Raw genomic sequence first — 14,856 nt, forward strand, 5'->3', positions numbered from 1 at the left:
CCCTGATCCGGTCGGCCGTGATGCCGGCCGCGCGTCTGCGTTTCCGGCGTCGTGCCCTGGTCTGCCAGGCCTGACGCCCGTCACCACGAACCGGGAACTTCCAGGTCGAGAACTCCAGTTGCAGCACCGGGGCCCTTCCGCGTCCGCATTCGCCGCGAACGAACAGGGAACCTGGTCATGTCTCGCTTCTCCGCTGCCCATCCGCGCGCCCGGCGCGTCTACGGGCAGAACTTTCTGATGGATCCGGCGGCCGTGCGCCGCATCGCCGATGCCGCGGCCATGCGCCGTGGTGATCTCGTGTTCGAGGTCGGGGCCGGGCGGGGGCGGCTCACCGAGGAGCTGGTACGCCGGGCCGGCCGGGTGGTCGCGTTCGAGGTCGATCCGGGGATGGCGGCCGCGCTGCCGCGCCTCGGCGGGCTGAGCGTGCGGGTGGCCGACTTCCTGGCCGCCGCGCCGCCGCCGGAGCCGTTCGCGGTGGTGGGCAACATCCCGTTCGCGCTGACGTCCGGGGTCGTCGGCTGGTGTCTGCGGGCGCCGGGGCTGACGTCGGCGACGCTGCTGACCCAGCTGGAGTATGCGCGCAAGCGGGCCGGGGACTACGGGCGCTGGTCGCGGCTGACGATCGAGACGTGGCCGGAGGTCGACTGGCGGCTGGCCGGGCGGGTGCCCCGGGCCGCGTTCCGGCCGGTGCCGCGGGTCGACGGCGGGCTGCTGCGGCTGACCCGGCGCCCGGTGCCGCTGGTGGAGGCGGGCGGGCTCGGGACGTACCGCGGCATCGTGCGTCTGGGTTTCAGCGGCGTCGGGGGCTCCCTGTATGCGTCGCTGGCGCAGCGGTTCCCGGCGGCGCGGGTCGCCGGGGCGTTCCGGGCGCTGCGGCTGGACACCCGCACGCCGGTCGGGCTGGTGTGGCCGGAGCAGTGGCTCACGCTGTTCCGTCTGCTGCGCGCCGGCCGGTGACCGGGTCAGGGCGCGTCCGCGGCTGGTGGTGGCGCCTACGGCAGGCTGAGCCGGGCCGTGGTGCCGGCGCCGGCGGAGCTCAGCGTGATCCGCCCGCCGTGGGCCGCGGCGGCCTCCTGCGCGATGTGCAGGCCGAGCCCGACGCCGGGGACGGCCTGGCGGCGGGCGTGGCGGCCGCGGAAGAAGCGCTGGAAGACGTACGGCAGCTCGTCCGGCGGGATGCCCACGCCGGTGTCGGACACCTCGACCGCCGGGTTCGGGGCGTGGACGGCGCGGACGGTGACCTTGCCGCCCGCCGGGGTGAACAGGATCGCGTTGCGGACCAGCTGCTGCACGGCCTGGGTGAGCCGGGCGATGTCGACGGACACGACGCAGGCCCCGGTCGGCGGCTCCACGACGACCTCGACGCCGCGGGGCTCGGCGAGGGCGCTGCCGGCCTGGACCGCGGCGGTGAGGACCATGTGCAGCTCGACGGGGCTGCGGTGCAGCAGCAGCGGCGCGTCGGCGGGGCGGGTGCCGGTGAGCAGGTGGTCGACCATGCCGACGAGGCGCCGGCCGTTGCGGTAGATGGGCTCGACCAGGCGGGTGTACCCGGCGAGGCGCTCGTCCTCGGCGAGCAGCTCGAGGTAGCCCTGGATCGCCGTCACCGGGGTGCGCAGCTCGTGCGAGATGGTCGCGACGAGGTCCTCCTCGCGCTGGGTCGCGCGGGCGAGCTCGTCACCGAGCTCGGCGAGCATCAGGCGGCTGCGCATGAGCGACAGGTGCCCGGTCGCCTGCCGGGCGAGGGTCTCGAGGGCCTCCTGCCGGCGGGGGCCGAGGTCGCCGGGGCGGTCGTCCTTGACGCAGAAGGTGCCCAGCACGTGCCCGTCGTCGTCGATGAGCGGGGCACCGGCGTAGAAGCGGATGTACGGGTCGCCGGTGACGTTGGGGTAGTCGCGGAAGTGCGCGTCGGCGCGGGCGTCGCAGACGACGAGGGTGCGGCGGGTCGGGATGGTCTCGGCGCAGAAGGAGATGGCGCGCGGGGTCTCGTCGGCGGCCAGGCCGGTCTTGCCGGCGAACCACTGCCGGTCGCGGTCGACGAGCGTGACGGTCGACATGGTGGTGTCGAAGACGGACACGCCGAGCTCGGTGAGCTCGTCGAGGGCCTTCGGGCGCGGCGCGTCGAGCACGCCGTAGCTGTGCAGGGCGGACAGCCGGGCTTCCTCGTCGACGTCGCGCATGGCGGGCCCTCCTTCCGGTTCCAGTGGGATCATCGTGCGGTCATCGAGGAGCGGCGTGCGATTACGCGCCGTTGCCACGTGGTTGCAACCCGGCGCAGGGTGAAATCGCTTGTACGAGTGAGTGCTCGCTCATTACAGTGAGCCCGTGAATGCCGAGACCCGTCGCCGGCGCGTGCCCGCGCTGGCCCCCGACGAGCGGCGCGCGGCGCTCATCGCCGCCACGTTGCCGCTGCTGCGCACCCACGGGGCGGCCGTCACCACCCGGCAGATCGCCGAGGCCGCGGGCGTCGCCGAGGGCACCATCTTCGGCGTCTTCCCGGACAAGGCGTCGCTGCTGTCCGCCGCGCTCTGCTCGGCCTTCGAGCCGGAGCCGGTGCTGCGCGCCCTGTCCGCGATCGACCCCGGGGCGACGCTGCGTGATCGGCTCAGCGACGCCGCGGCGATCCTGATGCGCCGGGTCGAGGGCTCGGTGCCGCTCATGATGCTCGCCCGCACCATGCCCCTGGACTCCTCGCCGTTCGCCGCGCTGGTGGACGGCCGCCGCCGGCTCTCCGACGCCGTCGCCGAACTGATCGAACCCGACAAGCACCTGCTGCGCCGCAGCCCGGCCGCCACGTCCCGGCTGCTGTTCGCCCTGGTCGTGAGCACCGTGCGGGGCGACCTGCCGCACGAGGAGTTCACGCCGGACGAGATCGTCGCCGTCCTGCTCGACGGCCTCCTGCACGTCCCATCCGACCCTGGAGACGCCTGACCGATGTTGATCCGTCTGCTGCGAACATACCTGCGGCCCTACCGCGGGCCGATCACCCTGGTGGTGGTGCTGCAGCTGGTGCAGACGCTCGCCACGCTGTACCTGCCGACCCTCAACGCCGACATCATCGACCGCGGCGTCGTGACCGGCGACACCGGCTACATCCTGCGCGTCGGGGGCTTCATGCTCGGCGTGTCGCTGCTGCAGATCGTGTGCTCGGCCGCCGCCGTGTTCTTCGGCGCCCGCGCCGCGATGGCCCTGGGCCGCGACGTGCGGGCCGGGATCTTCGCGAAGGTGCAGCAGCTGTCGGCCCGCGAGGTCGGCGAGCTCGGCGCCCCGTCGCTCATCACGCGCACCACCAACGACATCCAGCAGGTCCAGATGCTGGTCCTGATGACGTTCACGCTCATGGTGTCGGCGCCGATCATGTGCTTCGGCGGCATCGTGCTGGCGCTGAAGCAGGACGTGCCGCTGTCCGGGCTGCTGCTCGTCGTCGTGCCCGTGCTCATCATCCTGATCGCGCTCATCGTGGTGCGGATGCGGCCGCTGTTCCGGCTCATGCAGGTGCGCATCGACCTGGTGAACCGGGTCATCCGCGAGCAGATCACCGGCATCCGGGTCATCCGCGCGTTCGTCCGCGACGAGCACGAGCGGCGGCGCTTCGCCCGCACCAACGCCGACCTGCGCGAGGTGTCGCTGGCCACGGGCCGGCTGATGTCGCTGATGTTCCCGACGGTGATGCTCATCGTCAACGCCTCCAGCATCCTCGTGCTGTGGTTCGGCGCGAAGCGGATCGACACCGGCGGCATGGAGGTCGGGGCGCTGACCGCGTTCCTGAGCTACCTCATGCAGATCCTCATGTCGGTGATGATGGCGACGTTCATGTTCGTCATGATCCCGCGGGCCGAGGTGTGTGCCGAGCGCATCCAGGAGGTGCTCGACACCGAGTCCAGCGTCGAGGCGCCGGCCGAGCCGGTGACGAGCCTCGACGTGCACGGCGAGCTGGAGCTGCGCGGCGTGTCCTTCCACTACCCGGGCGCCGATCTGGCGGTGCTCGCCGACGTGGACCTCGTCGCGCATCCCGGGCAGACGACGGCGATCATCGGCAGTACCGGCGCGGGCAAGACGACCCTGCTCAACCTCGTGCCGCGGCTGTTCGACGCGACGGGCGGCACGGTGCTGGTGGACGGCGTGGACGTGCGCCGCATCGACCCCGCGCTGCTGGCGCGCACGGTCAGCATGGTGCCGCAGAAGCCCTACCTGTTCTCCGGCACCGTCGCCTCCAACCTGCGCTACGGCCGGCCCGACGCCACCGACGAGGAGCTGTGGCGGGCCCTGGAGGTCGCGCAGGCGGCCGGGTTCGTGCGGGCCATGCCCGAGGGGCTGCAGGCGCCGATCGCCCAGGGCGGCACCAACGTCTCCGGCGGGCAGCGGCAGCGGCTCGCGATCGCCCGGACGCTGGTGGCCCGGCCCGAGGTGTACCTGTTCGACGACTCCTTCTCCGCGCTCGACTACGCCACCGACGCGGCCCTGCGCGAGGCGCTGCGCGTCGAGATCGCCGATGCGACCGTGGTCATCGTCGCCCAGCGGGTGAGCACCATCCGCGACGCCGACCGCATCGTCGTGCTCGACGAGGGCCGGGTCGTGGGCACCGGCACGCACCAGGAGCTCATGGACGGCAACGAGACCTACCGAGAGATCGTTCTTTCGCAGCTGACTGAAGCGGAGGCCGCGGCATGACCGCACCACGACCCGGCGGCGCGGGCGCAGGCCCGCGGCCCGGCGGCGGACCGGGCTTCGGCCCCGGGCGCATGATGATGGGCGCCGGCGGCCCCCCGGCGAAGATCGAGGACTTCAAGGGCTCGGCCAAGCGGCTGCTGAAGATGCTCGCCCCGGACCGCTTCATCGTGGTCGCGGTGCTGGTCTTCGGCATCGCCAGCGTCGTGCTCTCCACGCTCGGCCCGCGGCTGCTCGGCCACGCCACCGACGTGATCTTCGAGGGCATCATCAGCAAGAAGATCCCGGCCGGCACCACCAAGGAACAGGCCATCGAGGCGCTGCGGGCCCGCGGCGACAACGCGTTCGCCGACCTGCTCGGCGGCATGAGCAACCTGGTGCCGGGCCGGGGCATCGACTTCGACCGGCTCAAGCGGGTGCTGCTCGGGGTCGCGGTGGTGTACCTCTTCGCCTGGATCCTCGGCCTGCTGCAGGCCCGGCTGACCACGGTCATCGTGCAGCGCACCGTGTACCGCCTGCGCGAGCAGGTCCAGGCCAAGCTCGCCCGGCTGCCGCTGAGCTACTTCGACCGGCAGGCCCGCGGCGAGGTGCTGTCCCGGGCCACCAACGACACCGACAACATCGCGATGACCCTGCAGCAGTCGCTGTCCATGCTGCTCACGTCGCTGCTGACGATCGTCGCGGTGCTCGGCATGATGTTCTGGATCTCCCCGCTGCTGGCCGTGATCGCGCTCGTCACCGTGCCGGTGTCGGTGCTCATCACGGCCCGCATCGGCAAGAAGTCCCAGCCGGAGTTCGTCAAGCAGTGGGCGAGCACCGGCCGGCTCAACGGCCACATCGAGGAGATGTTCACCGGCCACTCGGTCGTGAAGATCTTCGGCCGGCAGGCGGAGGCGGCCAGGACGTTCGAGGAGCACAACGAGGCGCTGTTCGCCTCGGCGTTCCGGGCCCAGTTCATCTCCGGGCTCATCCAGCCCGCGATGATGTTCATCGGCAACATCAACTACGTGCTCGTCGCCGTGGTCGGCGGCCTGCGGGTGGCCTCGGGCACGATGACGCTGGGCGATGTGCAGGCGTTCATCCAGTACTCCCGGCAGTTCTCCCAGCCCCTGACCCAGGTCGCCGCGATGTCGAATCTCGTGCAGTCCGGCATCGCCTCCGCCGAGCGGGTCTTCCAGCTGCTCGACGCCGAGGAGCAGACCCCGGAGCCGGCCGCCCCGGCGCGCCCGGCCCAGGTCCGCGGCAAGGTCACCTTCGAGCACGTGTCGTTCCGCTACAAGCAGGACGAGCCGCTCATCGAGGATCTGTCGCTGACCGTCGAGCCCGGCCAGACGGTCGCGATCGTCGGCCCGACCGGCGCGGGCAAGACGACGCTGGTGAACCTCGTCATGCGCTTCTACGACCTGACCGGCGGGCGGATCCTGCTCGACGACGTGGACATCGCCGCGATGTCGCGCGACGAGCTGCGTGAGCAGATCGGCATGGTGCTGCAGGACACCTGGCTGTTCCAGGGCAGCATCGCGGAGAACCTCGCCTACGGCGCCGACCACCCGACGCCGGAGAAGATCGCGGCGGCGGCCGAGGCCGCGCACGCCGACCGGTTCGTGCGCACCCTGCCGGAGGGCTACGACACCGTCATCGACGACGAGGGCGCGGGCGTCTCGGCGGGGGAGAAGCAGCTCATCACGATCGCCCGGGCGTTCCTGGCCGAGCCGACGATCCTCATCCTGGACGAGGCGACGAGCTCGGTCGACACCCGCACCGAGGTGCTCATCCAGCGGGCGATGAGCACGCTGCGGGCGGGCCGCACGAGCTTCGTCATCGCGCACCGCCTGTCCACGATCCGCGACGCGGACCTGATCCTCGTCATGGAGCACGGGTCGATCGTGGAGCAGGGGACGCACGACTCGCTGCTCGCGTCGGGCGGCGCGTACGCACGGCTCTACTCGGCCCAGTTCGCCGCCGCCGCGGTCGAGGTGGACTGATCCGCACAGAGGTTCCGCAACGGCCCCGGGTGTCCTGAAGGCGACCCGGGGCCGTTTGTCACAAGCCATGGCTCGGGTCCGCCGGGGTGCGGACCGTCGCTCCCGCCAGACACCGCTCGGCGCTGGCGCGCCGTCGCTGCCAGGTCCGCGGTAGTCACCCGGGCCAGCGATCAGTCCGACGGCACCGATCACACACCGTCATCGCGTCCGAGCGTCCACGCAGTCCGGCCACGCGCGGATCACGCTGGGTGTTCATCCCTCCGGCGGACTACTCACCTTTGTCGACCTACTTAGTGGACAAAATCGGGTTTCGGGGCGAGACTGCTCGGCATGGATCCGTTGCTTGCGTTCGCCGGGCTCGGGGTCGGGATCGTCGTCGGGCTCACCGGGATGGGCGGCGGCGCGCTCATGACGCCGATCCTGGTGCTGTTCTTCGGCGTGCCGCCGCTCGCCGCCGTGTCCAGCGACCTCGCCGCCTCGGCCGTGATGAAGCCGTTCGGCGGGTGGGTGCACGCCCGGCGCGGGTCCGTCAACTGGGGGCTGGTGCGGTGGCTGTGCCTCGGCAGCGTGCCCAGCGCGTTCGCCGGCGTGCTGCTCATGCGCGCGATCGGCGACGGCGACCGGGTGCAGGACGTGGTGCGGCTGGCCCTCGGGGTGGCGCTGCTGCTCGCGGTGGTGGGGCTGCTCGTCAAGGCATACCGCAAGAGCCCGGCCGGCGACGACGGCGCCGCGGCCCCGATCAAGGTCCGGCCGGTGCCCACCCTGCTGCTCGGAGCGCTCGGCGGCCTCGTCGTCGGCATGACCTCCGTCGGGTCCGGGTCGCTCATCATCGTGATCCTCCTCGCGCTGTACCCGGCGCTGCGCCCCCGCGATCTCGTCGGGACCGACCTGGTGCAGGCCATCCCGCTCGTGTTCTCGGCCGCGCTCGGGCACGCGATCTTCGGCGACCTCAAGCTCGACCTCGCCGCGGCGGTGCTCATCGGCTCGGTGCCGGGCGTGCTCATCGGGGCCCGGCTGTCCTCGCGGGCACCGGCGGGCGTGGTGCGGGCGGCGCTCATCGTCGTGCTGATCGCCAGCGCGCTGAAGCTCTTCGAGGTGCCGACCGGCGCCGTCCTGCTCGTGATCGCCCTCGCGACCGCCGCGGCCGTGGTGGAGGGCCTGCGCCGGCGGCGCAACCGGACACCGCAGCCCCTGTCGGACCCGAACACCGACCCGGCTGACCCCGCCGCGATCGCCGCCTCGGCCACGTCACGCGACGCGATCGGGCACTCCTCGCGCTGAGCCCGTCACGCACGGCCGGGCGTGGTCCCGTCCGTCACACAAGATCGGGACAGCGACGACGAGACGAACGCGAAAGGGGCAGAATCAGCGAGTGGAGTGTCACCACGCTGACTCGCTAGGAGCTTCCTGATGCCTCGGCTCAACCATCTGCCCGAGTGGGCCGCGCTGGTCAAGCACCGCGCGGAACTCGGAGAGATTCACCTGCGCGACCTGTTCGCCGAAGATCCCGACCGGGGCCGCCGGTATGCGCTGCAGGCCGGCGACCTCTACCTCGACTACGGCAAGCACCTCGTCACCGACGAGACGCTGCGCCTGCTGCAGGACCTCGCGGCCGCCCGCGGCGTGTCCGAGCTTCGCGACCGCATGTTCCGCGGCGAAAAGATCAACTTCACCGAACACCGGGCGGTGCTGCACACCGCGCTGCGGGCGCCGCGCGACGCCGAGATCATCGTGGACGGCGAGAACGTGGTGCCGAAGGTCCACGCCGTGCTCGACCGGATGTCGGCGTTCGCGGACCGCATCCGGTCGGGGGAGTGGACCGGCTACACGGGCGAGCGCATCACGACCGTGATCAACATCGGCATCGGCGGGTCGGACCTCGGCCCGGCGATGGCGTACGAGGCGCTGCGGCCCTTCACCGACCGCTCCCTGACCTTCAAGTTCGTCTCCAACGTCGACGGCGCCGACCTGCACGAGGCCCTGCGCGACGCGAACCCGGCGACCACGCTGTTCATCGTGTCGTCGAAGACGTTCACGACGATCGAGACGATCACCAACGCGACCGCCGCGCGCCGGTGGCTGCTCGACGCCCTCGGCGACGACGCGGCCGTGGCCAAGCACTTCGTGGCCGTGTCGACGAACGCGAGCGAGGTCGCGAAGTTCGGCATCGACACGACGAATATGTTCGAGTTCTGGGACTGGGTCGGCGGCCGGTACTCCTACGACTCCGCCATCGGTCTCTCCCTGATGATCGCCCTCGGCCCGGACGGCTTCCGTTCCATGCTCGCCGGCTTCCACCAGATGGACGAGCACTTCCGCACCGCGCCCCCCGAGGCCAACGCGCCGCTGCTGCTGGGCCTGCTCGGCATCTGGTACCGCGACTTCCACGACGCCCAGACCCATGCCGTGCTCCCGTACAGCCACTACCTGTCGCGGTTCCCGGCGTACCTGCAGCAGCTCGACATGGAGTCCAACGGCAAGTCGGTCGACCGCGAGGGCAGGCCCGTGGAGTGGGCGACCGGCCCGATCGTCTGGGGAACGCCCGGCACCAACGGCCAGCACGCGTACTATCAGCTGATCCACCAGGGCACCGCGCTCATCCCCGCGGACCTGATCGGCTTCGCCCGGCCCGTCGCGGAGCTCGGCCCGCTGCGCGAGCAGCACGACCTGCTCATGGCGAACCTCTTCGCGCAGGGCCAGGCACTCGCGTTCGGCAAGACGTCGGAGCAGGTGGCCGCCGAGGGCGTGGCCGAGGCCGAGGTGCCGCACCGCACCTTCGGCGGCAACCGCCCGACGACGACGATCCTCGCCGACGAGCTCACGCCGCACGTGCTGGGGCAGCTGATCGCGCTGTACGAGCACAAGGTCTTCGTCCAGGGCGCGATCTGGGACATCGACTCCTTCGACCAGTGGGGCGTCGAGCTGGGCAAGGTCCTGGCGAAGCGCATCGAGCCGGCGCTGACCTCGGACAGCCCGGACCTGTCGGCGCTGGACAGCTCCACGGCGAGCCTGGTGGCCCGCTACCGGGCACTGCGCGGCCGCTGACCGTCGCGACCGGCCGGCGCGGGCCGGGGGCGCTCGCCCTTCGGCCCGCGGGCGGCTGAGACGGCTTCCCGGAGCCTGACGGCAGCGCTGCCGCACGCGCGGCTGAAACGGCGGGCCGGGGTTGATGGCGGTGCTGCCTGCCCCGCGCACACCGGCTGAGACGGCGGGCCGGGATTGATGGCGGCGCTGCCCGCCCCGCGCGCGGCTGAGACGGCGCCCCGGGGCTTGACGGCAGCGCTGCCCCGCGCGCGGCGGAGACGGCGCGCCGGGGTTGATGGCAGTGCTGCCCCCGCGCGCGGCTGAGACGGCGCCCCGGGGCTGACGGCAGTGCTGCCCCCGCGCGCGGCTGAGACGGCGCCCCGGGGCTGACGGCAGTGCTGCCCCCGCGCGCGGCTGAGACGGCTTCCCGGAGCCTGATGGCAGCGCTGCCCTGCGTGCGGCTGAGACGGCGCCTGCTGTCCCGCGGGCGGCTGAGACGGCTCCTGGTGACGATGGCTGGACCGGCGTCGTGATGGCCGTCCCGACGCCGAAGCTGGCCGGGCGCCTCCCGATCATCAACCGTCATGCAACGGATTTACACCCCGACAGGCGAAAAATCCGACATGTCGGATCACGAAGTGTCCGACATGTCGGCCACGCCGCCCGAAGCTTCGTGTTCGGGTCACGTCAGGGTTTGCTGGGAGCCTGCTGTCAGCACCCGTCCGCGCACCCAAGGCGACGTACTGTCGTGGACGTGATCGCCGACGCCGACCTGCAGTCGATGACCGCCGCCGAGCGCGCCGACCTCGCGCGCCGGCTCGCCCAGCTGCAGCCCCGCCTCGCGCGGCGCTCCATCGCGGCCACCGAGCGTGCGCGCCGCTGGTTCGTCATCGTCATCGGGGTCGCGAGCGTCCTCATGATCCCGTGGGTCATCGCGCTCGGCCTGCGGCTGCCGCCGCGGTACCTCGCGGGGAACTGGGACCTCACGTGGGTCGGGTTCGACGGGGCGCTCATGGTCACGCTCGGGTTCACGGCCTGGGCGGCGCTGCGCCGGCGGCAGGTCGTCGTGCTCGCGGCGCTCGTGAGCGGGACGCTGCTCGCGTGCGACGCCTGGTTCGACATCATGACCGCGTCGGGGCCGGACCGCTGGGTCAGCCTGGCCACCGCGTTGCTCGTGGAGCTGCCGCTGGCCGGATGGCTGTTCTTCGTCTCGCACCACCTGGTGCGGCTCAGCATGCGCCGGCTCATGGTGCTGTCCGGCCAGTCCCCGGAGGTCTCGCTGCTCAAGCTGCCCGCGCTCGGCGTGCCGTCCCACCGGAAGCGACACCCCGGGCCGCGGGCGACCGCGTAGGGGCGCCGGCGCGGCGGCGGCGGCACCCCGGGCCGCGGGCGATCCCGCCTAGGGTCGCCGGTCCACGGAGACGGCCGCGGCCGCGGTGCCGACCTGCAGGTCGTACCGGTCCGTGGCCGTGGCGTAGTCCGCGCCGGTGGCGAGGGTCGCGCCGCCGGCCACGTTCTTGGTCACCTTGTCGTCGAGGCGCACCTCGCCGATGGTGCCGTGGTCGCCGAGCCTGAGCTGCGCGGGCACCCCGCTCGGGGCGTGCACCGCGAGCCGCCCGACGCCGCCGACGTGGATCGACATGGTGCCTTCCGGCTTCGGTACCGTCACGTCGAGCTCCTGCACCCCCGCCGCGACCTCGATCCCGGCGAGGCGGCCGCCGCCGAAGTCGACGACCTGGCGCAGCCCGCCGCCGGCGAGGTTGAGCGTCCAGCGGACCTTGTCGTTGAGGTACACGTGGACGGTCGCCTGGCCGGCGATCTCGGTGCCGTTCAGGCTCAGCTTGACGTCGTCGCCCGACTCGGCCGCGACCGGCTCGACCTTGCTGCCGGGCAGGGTCGAGGCGCGGTACAGCAGCCCGTCGAGCGGTTCGGCGTGGATGATCACCGACTCGACGCCGCTGATGACGTCCAGGGTCGCCGCCTGCCGGTTGCCCAGCGCCCCCTCGACGCTGTGCACGGTCTCCTTCGGCGGCGGCGGGGCCGGCGACTGCTGCTGGGTGACGAAGACGATCGCGCCGAGCAGGGCGAGGATCGCGAGGAAGCCGATGCTGTACCGCCACACGGGCGCGAGGCCGCGGCGGTGACGGCGGGCGGGTTCGTCGGGGGCGGCCGGGCGGCGGACGCGGGTCCCGCCGGGTGCGGAGTGGGTCACGGGGGCCTCAACTGATCGGGCGGCGCCCGCACCACCGGGGATGCGGGCGCCGCGAGCCAACGAACGGTCAGGGACTCGAGCAGGTCAGCGCCGGGGCGGTGGCGGGCGCGGTGCCCGTGGCGTTGAAGCCGAACGACGTGCTGGCGCCGGGTCCGAGGACCTTGTTCCAGTCGACGTTCGACACGGCGACGTTCGGGGGCTGGCCGACGAGGGTGCCGTTCCACGGCGCGCCCTCGAAGCCCTGCCCGCCGGTGTACGTCCAGCGGACCGTCCAGCCGTTGAGCGTCGACGAGCCGTTGTTCTTGACGGTGACCTGGGCCTGGAAGTGCCCGGCCCACGAGCTCGGCTGGAGCGCCCAGGTCGCGGTACACCCGGATCCACCCGGCGCCGGGGACGACGACACCGAGCGCGACGGCGACGCGGAGGCCGACGCGGATCGCGACGCCGACGGCGACACCGAGGGCGACGCCGACGCCGAACGCGACGGCGACGCCGAGCTCGAGGGCCCGGTGCCGCCGCCCTTGACGCCGGTGACCTCGCCGTGCCCGCCGTCGAAGACGATGTCCGAGCAGCTGAAGAAGTTCTCCTGGCTGTCGGAGCGGACCCACTGGATGAACATGATGTGCCGCCCGGTGCGGTTCGCCGGCAGCGTGGTGTCCCAGTAGTAGTAGTTGAGCGCGCCCGGGCCGCCGGACTGCGGCGGGTCGGTGGCGCTCCAGAACGACTCGAGGTCCGACCACTTGAGCGGGCTCGTCGGGTCCCAGCCGTTCTTGGTCATGTACATGTGGAACGTGCCCGGGTGCGCGGCCCAGTTGCTGTAGTGCAGCTGGATCGTCGACCCGGCGGTCAGGTGCGTGGTGGGCCAGTCCGTGCGGGCGGCGTTGTAGGCGGCGTACTTGGTGGTGCCGCCGCCGCAGATCTCACCGTCGTTGATGTAGCCGGTGGTGCGCCCGCCCGCGTCGGAGCGCAGGACGCCGAACCAGTCGTAGAGCGGCTGCTGCCCGCCCTGCGCCACGGCGTCGGCGCACGCCGGGTTGGTGGGGACGATCTGGCCGGTGGCCTGCAGTCCGTCGACGTAGCACAGGTAGGTGCGGCTGCCGGGGACGAGTGCGACGCCGTGCGCGTGCGCGGCGCCGGGCGCGACCAGGGTGGCCGCGACGAGAGCGGCGGCGGCGACCACGGTCGTCCACAGCGCGCCTCTGGCGATGGTTGCCAAGGGGTACCTCCTCGAGTTCGGGGCGCGGCAGAGTTGCTCGGCTCCCACGAGGTAGGCGCAGTGTGTGCGGCGTCACCACCGGCTGGCAAACATCGGACGGTGTCAATCACGGCTGAGCACGGGCGGGGCGTGAAACTTACCGTCAGCCGCCCGGCTGCACGACGGTCGTGAAGCCCCCGGCCGGCACGAGCACCCGGATGCGGCCCGCCGTCGTCGTGTAGTGCTCGATCTCCTCGGCCGCCGGGTCGTTCACGCTCACCGTCGCCGGGGACTCGCCCGGCACGACGACGTCGACGGCGCGGATGCTCGTGGCGAGGCTGCGCAGCAGGGTGAGGTGGGCGCCGGTGACCGGGTCGGCGAGGGCCATCGTGTGCATCTCGGTGCCCTCGATGCGCAGGCCGGGCTCGGCGATGCGGGCGACCGCGGCGGTGTGCGGGTCGGCGTCGAGGGCCAGCATCGCCAGCAGGCCGTGGATCGTGGACTCGGCCCCGGCGTCGCGGTGCACGACCCCGAGCCCGTCGGGGCGGTCGATGCCGTCGTAGGTGACGCCGGTCGCGGGGTCGTACATCGGGGCGCCCGCCGGGTTGTTGCCGAAGAACCACGAGGCGGCGATCCCGGCGAGCGTGCGCAGCGCGGGCCGGCCGGTGGCGCGGGCGGTGGCCAGCAGCGACTCGACGCGGGAGTGGGCCCCGTAGGCCAGCTGCACCCCGTCCAGCGTCAGCGCCTCGCGGGCGCCGGGCAGCGCCACCCGCAGGTTGTCGGGGCCGCCGCCGACGAGCAGGTGCGGGGTGAACGAGGCCGCGTCGGCGAGGGCGGCGTCGCGGGCCCCGAGGTCGCCGCACACCTCGTAGACGCGCGCGAGGGCGCCCGGGGCGAGCCCGGCCCAGCCGTGCCACTCGGTGCGGGACAGGCCGTAGGGCAGGACCGCCCCGAACGGCCACGTCCACGGGGTGCCGGTGCGCATCGCGGTCACCGCCTCGCCGAGCTGCTCGAGGACCTTCCGGGCGTCCTCGTCGCCGCTGCGTGCGGTGTACGCGCACAGGCCGAGCAGCGCCTCGCCGGTGAGGTCGGCCCCGTCGGCGATGAGCCAGGCGGGCGTGGCCGTGTCGTCGACGAGGCGCCACTGGCCGTACCGCTGCAGCACCTGCCGCCGCACCGCACCCAGCGCGAGCCGCAGCCGGGCGCGCAGGAAGCCGGCGAACCCGGGCTCGTCGCCGTCGAAGGCCGCGAACCCCTCGCCGAGCGCCCAGATCGTGCGGGCCAGCCACGCGGACTCGCCGCCGTCGGACGGGTCGGGCTGCTCGGCCGGGTCGGCGCTCGGGTTGAGCCGCCCGTCGGCCTGCTGCCACAGCACGACGTTGCCGGCCCGGGGGTCGGTGTCGTCGGCGGGGGCGGTCTGCAGGTAGCACAGCCCGCGCAGCAGCTGCCGCGCCGCCGTCCGGCTCGTGGTGTCGCCCGTGGCGCGCCAGTGCCGCAGGTACACGATCGCGGCCCGGGCGATGTCGTCGGCGTTGAAGGCGCCCTGGCCGGGGTCGCCGCCGGTCGGCCGGTAGCCGCCGGGGCCGGCCTCGGCGTAGGTCCAGACGACCTCGACGGCGGACTCGTCGGCGAGCCGGTAGGTGGTGTGCCGGGCGGTCGCCGGCGGCGCGATACGGACGCGCAGCGCGTCCAGGTGGGCCAGGTTCGTCAGCACGGGCCGCGCTCTACCCACCCCCACGTGGGCAAACGTTCACCCCCGGAGGAACGCCGACCGG

The 14,856-nt window shown here is 72.8% G+C and carries 11 protein-coding genes; 7 read left to right on the forward strand and 4 right to left on the reverse strand.

From position 1 onward, the window contains the following. Positions 1-177: 177 nt before the first annotated feature. Positions 178-957, forward strand: coding sequence for an ErmE/ErmH/ErmO/ErmR family 23S rRNA (adenine(2058)-N(6))-methyltransferase (gene erm / locus ACQP2P_RS18750; protein WP_433617675.1), 780 nt, complete (start codon positions 178-180; stop codon positions 955-957). A gap of 35 nt (positions 958-992) precedes the next feature. Here the strand turns inward: erm and ACQP2P_RS18755 are convergent, their stop codons facing one another. Next, complete coding sequence (locus ACQP2P_RS18755) at positions 993-2,177, reverse strand: GAF domain-containing sensor histidine kinase (RefSeq protein ID WP_433617677.1); 1,185 nt, start codon at positions 2,175-2,177, stop codon at positions 993-995. A gap of 145 nt (positions 2,178-2,322) precedes the next feature. On the opposite strand from ACQP2P_RS18755, the gene ACQP2P_RS18760 reads away from it, so the two are divergent. From ACQP2P_RS18760 to ACQP2P_RS18785, 6 genes are all read left to right on the forward strand, one after another. After that, positions 2,323-2,928: a TetR/AcrR family transcriptional regulator gene (locus tag ACQP2P_RS18760; RefSeq protein ID WP_433617679.1), complete on the forward strand. Its 606-nt coding sequence runs from the start codon at positions 2,323-2,325 to the stop codon at positions 2,926-2,928. Positions 2,929-2,931: 3 nt separating this feature from the next. After that, positions 2,932-4,668, forward strand: a complete 1,737-nt coding sequence (locus ACQP2P_RS18765) for an ABC transporter ATP-binding protein (RefSeq protein WP_433617680.1) — start codon at positions 2,932-2,934, stop codon at positions 4,666-4,668. Beyond that, on the forward strand, positions 4,665-6,650 hold the full coding sequence (locus ACQP2P_RS18770; RefSeq protein ID WP_433617682.1) for an ABC transporter ATP-binding protein: 1,986 nt from the start codon (positions 4,665-4,667) through the stop codon (positions 6,648-6,650). The genes ACQP2P_RS18765 and ACQP2P_RS18770 overlap by 4 nt, the downstream gene beginning before the upstream one ends. A gap of 330 nt (positions 6,651-6,980) precedes the next feature. After that, positions 6,981-7,931, forward strand: coding sequence for a sulfite exporter TauE/SafE family protein (locus ACQP2P_RS18775; RefSeq protein WP_433617684.1), 951 nt, complete (start codon positions 6,981-6,983; stop codon positions 7,929-7,931). Between the two features lie 129 nt (positions 7,932-8,060). Further along, positions 8,061-9,695 (forward strand): glucose-6-phosphate isomerase, encoded by a 1,635-nt coding sequence (gene pgi / locus ACQP2P_RS18780; RefSeq protein WP_433617685.1) that lies wholly within the window; start codon positions 8,061-8,063, stop codon positions 9,693-9,695. Between the two features lie 733 nt (positions 9,696-10,428). Then, a complete protein-coding gene (locus ACQP2P_RS18785; RefSeq protein ID WP_433617687.1) occupies positions 10,429-11,025 on the forward strand; it encodes a hypothetical protein in 597 nt (198 codons plus the stop codon). Between the two features lie 48 nt (positions 11,026-11,073). Here ACQP2P_RS18785 and ACQP2P_RS18790 read toward each other — a convergent pair whose 3' ends face one another. The 3 genes from ACQP2P_RS18790 to ACQP2P_RS18800 form a co-directional block, all read right to left on the reverse strand. After that, complete coding sequence (locus ACQP2P_RS18790) at positions 11,074-11,886, reverse strand: hypothetical protein (protein WP_433617689.1); 813 nt, start codon at positions 11,884-11,886, stop codon at positions 11,074-11,076. A 67-nt stretch (positions 11,887-11,953) separates the two neighbouring features. Next, positions 11,954-13,102 (reverse strand): lytic polysaccharide monooxygenase, encoded by a 1,149-nt coding sequence (locus ACQP2P_RS18795; protein WP_433617691.1) that lies wholly within the window; start codon positions 13,100-13,102, stop codon positions 11,954-11,956. 142 nt (positions 13,103-13,244) lie between these two features. After that, positions 13,245-14,795: a hypothetical protein gene (locus tag ACQP2P_RS18800; RefSeq protein WP_433617693.1), complete on the reverse strand. Its 1,551-nt coding sequence runs from the start codon at positions 14,793-14,795 to the stop codon at positions 13,245-13,247. Positions 14,796-14,856: the final 61 nt, after the last annotated feature.

The sequence above is a fragment of the Dactylosporangium sp. CA-139114 genome, assembly GCF_050955725.1.
Lineage (GTDB): Bacteria > Actinomycetota > Actinomycetes > Mycobacteriales > Micromonosporaceae > Dactylosporangium.

Excerpts from the sequence above, each read along its gene's own strand:
- erm (WP_433617675.1), top strand. The coding sequence starts at position 178 with ATGTCTCGCTTCTCCGCTGCCCATCCGCGCGCCCGGCGCGTCTACGGG.
- ACQP2P_RS18755 (WP_433617677.1), bottom strand. The coding sequence starts at position 2,177 with ATGCGCGACGTCGACGAGGAAGCCCGGCTGTCCGCCCTGCACAGCTAC.
- ACQP2P_RS18765 (WP_433617680.1), top strand. The coding sequence starts at position 2,932 with ATGTTGATCCGTCTGCTGCGAACATACCTGCGGCCCTACCGCGGGCCG.
- ACQP2P_RS18770 (WP_433617682.1), top strand. The coding sequence starts at position 4,665 with ATGACCGCACCACGACCCGGCGGCGCGGGCGCAGGCCCGCGGCCCGGC.
- ACQP2P_RS18775 (WP_433617684.1), top strand. The coding sequence starts at position 6,981 with ATGGATCCGTTGCTTGCGTTCGCCGGGCTCGGGGTCGGGATCGTCGTC.
- pgi (WP_433617685.1), top strand. The coding sequence starts at position 8,061 with ATGCCTCGGCTCAACCATCTGCCCGAGTGGGCCGCGCTGGTCAAGCAC.